4 protein-coding genes are annotated in these 3,092 nt (G+C 72.0%); all 4 read left to right on the forward strand.

All coding sequences use genetic code 11. The annotated features are described in order from the left end of the window. On the forward strand, positions 1-213 hold a 213-nt coding region (locus tag ACFQ4O_RS16430), incomplete at its 5' end, for a PepSY domain-containing protein (protein WP_378777270.1). 19 nt (positions 214-232) lie between these two features. After that, entirely contained in the window at positions 233-901 is a 669-nt protein-coding gene (locus ACFQ4O_RS16435; RefSeq protein WP_271203912.1) for a response regulator transcription factor, read from the forward strand. Next, a complete protein-coding gene (locus ACFQ4O_RS16440) occupies positions 898-2,304 on the forward strand; it encodes an ATP-binding protein (RefSeq protein WP_378777271.1) in 1,407 nt (468 codons plus the stop codon). Before ACFQ4O_RS16435 ends, ACFQ4O_RS16440 begins: the two co-directional genes overlap by 4 nt. A 118-nt stretch (positions 2,305-2,422) precedes the next feature. Beyond that, positions 2,423-2,899 (forward strand): glycine zipper 2TM domain-containing protein, encoded by a 477-nt coding sequence (locus ACFQ4O_RS16445; RefSeq protein ID WP_378777273.1) that lies wholly within the window; start codon positions 2,423-2,425, stop codon positions 2,897-2,899. Positions 2,900-3,092 lie beyond the last annotated feature (193 nt).

Raw genomic sequence — 3,092 nt, forward strand, 5'->3', positions numbered from 1 at the left:
GAGGCCCGGGACGCCATCCGCTCCAAGCGCGCCGTGCCGCTCGCCGCCGCCGCGCGGGCCGCCCGCGCGGCCTGGGACGGCGAGGTGATCGACTATAAACTCTGCCGCGTGAGCGGCCTTCTCACATACAATCTCACGCTGCTGAGCGACGACGGGCGCGTGGCGCGCGCGCGCGTCGACGCCGGCACCGGCAAGCTGCTCGCCGTGAAGTGAGCCCGTCGCAGGAGTTCCCATGCGTCTTCTGGTCGTCGAGGACGATCCCGACCTGAACCGACAGATCGCAACCGCGCTCGAGGACGCTGGCTACGCCGTGGACCGCGCCTTCGACGGCGAGGAGGGCCACCATCTCGGCGACACCGAGCCCTACGACGCGGTGGTGCTCGACATCGGCCTGCCGAAGAAGGACGGCATCTCCGTGCTGGAGCAGTGGCGGCGCGACGGGCGGGTGATGCCGGTGCTGATCCTCACCGCCCGCGACCGCTGGTCCGATAAGGTGCAGGGCTTCGACGCCGGCGCCGACGACTACGTGCCGAAGCCGTTCCACATGGAGGAGGTGCTGGCGCGCCTGCGGGCGCTGCTGCGCCGGGCCACCGGCCACGCCTCCAGCGAGCTGCTGTGCGGCCCGGTGCGGCTCGACACCCGCGCGGGCCGCGTCACGCTCGACGGCCATCCCATCAAGCTGACCTCGCACGAGTACCGGCTGCTGGCCTATCTGATGCACCATCAGGGCCGGGTCGTGTCGCGCACCGAGCTGGTCGAGCACCTCTACGATCAGGACTTCGACCGCGATTCCAACACCATCGAGGTGTTCGTCGGGCGGCTGCGCAAGAAGCTTGGCTCCGACGTCATCCAGACCGTGCGGGGGCTCGGCTACGTGCTGATGGCGCCGGACGGCGCATGAGCGCCGCAGGCGAGACGCCGGACGCGCCCCGCCGCGCGGCCTCCATCGCCGCGCGCCTGTTCGGCTCCGCGGCGCTGTGGACCCTCGCCACGCTGCTGATCGGCGGCGTGACGCTGTCCTCCTACTACACCCGCTCGGTGGAGCGCGGCTTCGACCAGCGGCTCCACGTCTATCTCAAGACGCTGGTCGGGGCGCTCGCCGATGGCGGCTTCGACAAGGACGATCCGGGCTCCTTCGGCGAGCCCCGCTTCGAGCTGCCGCTGTCCGGCTGGTACTGGCAGGTGACGCGGCTCGACCGCGATCCGCCCGAGGCCACCACCTCCAAATCCCTGTTCGAGGAGCAGCTTCCGCGCCTCGCCGATCTCGGCGTCGAGGAGACGCTGGTCGGCACCCGCGAGGGCTATGCGCTCGGACCCGAAAACCAGCGGCTGCGGGTGGTGGAGCGCATCATCGATCTCGGTCAGGACGGCCGCTACCTGATCTCGATCGGGGGCCAGGCGAACGAGATCGACGACGACATCAAGCGGTTCAACGCCGCGCTGCTGGTGAGCTTCCTGCTGCTGGGCCTCGGTCTGGTGGCCACCACCGGCTTTCAGGTGCGCTTCGGCCTGCGGCCTCTGGCGCATCTGCGGGCGCAGCTGGCGGAGGTGCGCGCCGGCGGCCGCTCGCGGCTGGAGGGCTCGTTCCCCGAAGAGATCGCGCCGCTCGCGGTGGAGCTGAACGCGCTGCTCGATTCCAACCGGGAGATCGTGGAGCGCGCCCGCACCCATGTGGGCAACCTCGCCCACGGGCTGAAGACCCCGCTGTCGGTGATCGCCAACGAGGCGGACGCCGGCGACGGCGCCTTCGCGGACAAGGTGCGCGAGCAGGCGCAGCTGATGCGCCGCCAGATCGACCATCATCTGGAGCGCGCGCGGCTCTCCGCGGGCGTCGCCTTCGCGGGCGAGGCGACGCCCGTGAAGCCGGTGGTGGAGGCGCTCGCCCGCACCATGCAGAAGATTCACCGCGACCGCGACCTGACCGTGGAAGCGAGCGTTGCGGACGAGGCGCTGCGCTTCCGGGGCGAGCGGCAGGATCTGGACGAGATCGTCGGCAATCTGGTCGACAACGCCTGCAAATGGGCGACGGGCCGGGTGACGGTGGCGGTGGAGCCCGCGCCGGCGCCGATCCTCGGCGGGGCGCGGCTGCTCCGGATCGTGGTGGACGACGACGGACCTGGCCTCAGCGAGGAGCAGCGCAAGGCCGCGCTCGCCCGCGGCAAGCGGCTGGACGAGACCAAGCCGGGCTCCGGCCTCGGTCTCGCCATCGTGGGCGATCTGACGCGGCTCTACGGCGGGCGGTTCCAGCTGGAGCGTTCCGCGCTCGGCGGCCTGCGCTGCGAGGTGACCTTGCCGGCGCTCTGAACCGCGCCACTTCTCCCGCCCGCGACGATCGCGTCCCCGCTTTCGCCCGATTCCCGCATTTCTGTGTTGTCCGAGCCGAATCGTCCGGGGGGCGGCGACGGCGCCAACGGGAGGTTTCATGTTGATTTCCAAAGCGGCGGCCCTTGCGGCCGTGGGCGTGCTTTCGCTGGGCCTCGTGGCCTGCGGTCCCGGCCGTGAGGGCGAGGGCCTCGGCACCGTCGCCGGCGCGGTGGGCGGCGGCCTGATCGGCTCCACCATCGGCGGCGGCTCGGGCCGGGTCGCGGCCACCGTCATCGGCGCAGGCCTCGGCGGTCTGGTGGGCAACCGCATCGGCGCCGCCATCGACGACGACGCCCGCCGCCGCGCTTACGACGCCGAGTACGAAGCGCTGGAAAGCGGCTACGAGGGCCGTCCCTACGAGTGGCGCAGCGACCGCTACCGCGGCGAGGTCGTCGTCGGCCCGCGCTACTCCCGCGCCGATTACGAGCGCTGCCGCTCCTACACCCGCCGCATCTATCTCGACGACGGACGCGTGATCACCGAGCGCGGCCAGACCTGCCGCGGCCCGCGCGGCCGCTGGGTCGAGGTCGGCTGAGCCGCTTCCGATTCAAAGCAGGCAAGAATCGCCGCCGCGCCTTCCCTATGGAGGGCGCGGCGGTTTTCGTTTCGTCAGGCGTGGTCCGCCAGCCGCCCCCGCGCGGCGAGCGCGACGAGGGTGAGCCGCGCGGCGGGCGCGGGTGAAGGCGCGTCGGTCCCGTCCAGCGCCGCAAGCGCCTCGTCCGCAAGCG

This window comes from Methylopila musalis (assembly GCF_042679725.1).
GTDB classification, from domain to species: domain Bacteria; phylum Pseudomonadota; class Alphaproteobacteria; order Rhizobiales; family Methylopilaceae; genus Methylopila; species Methylopila musalis.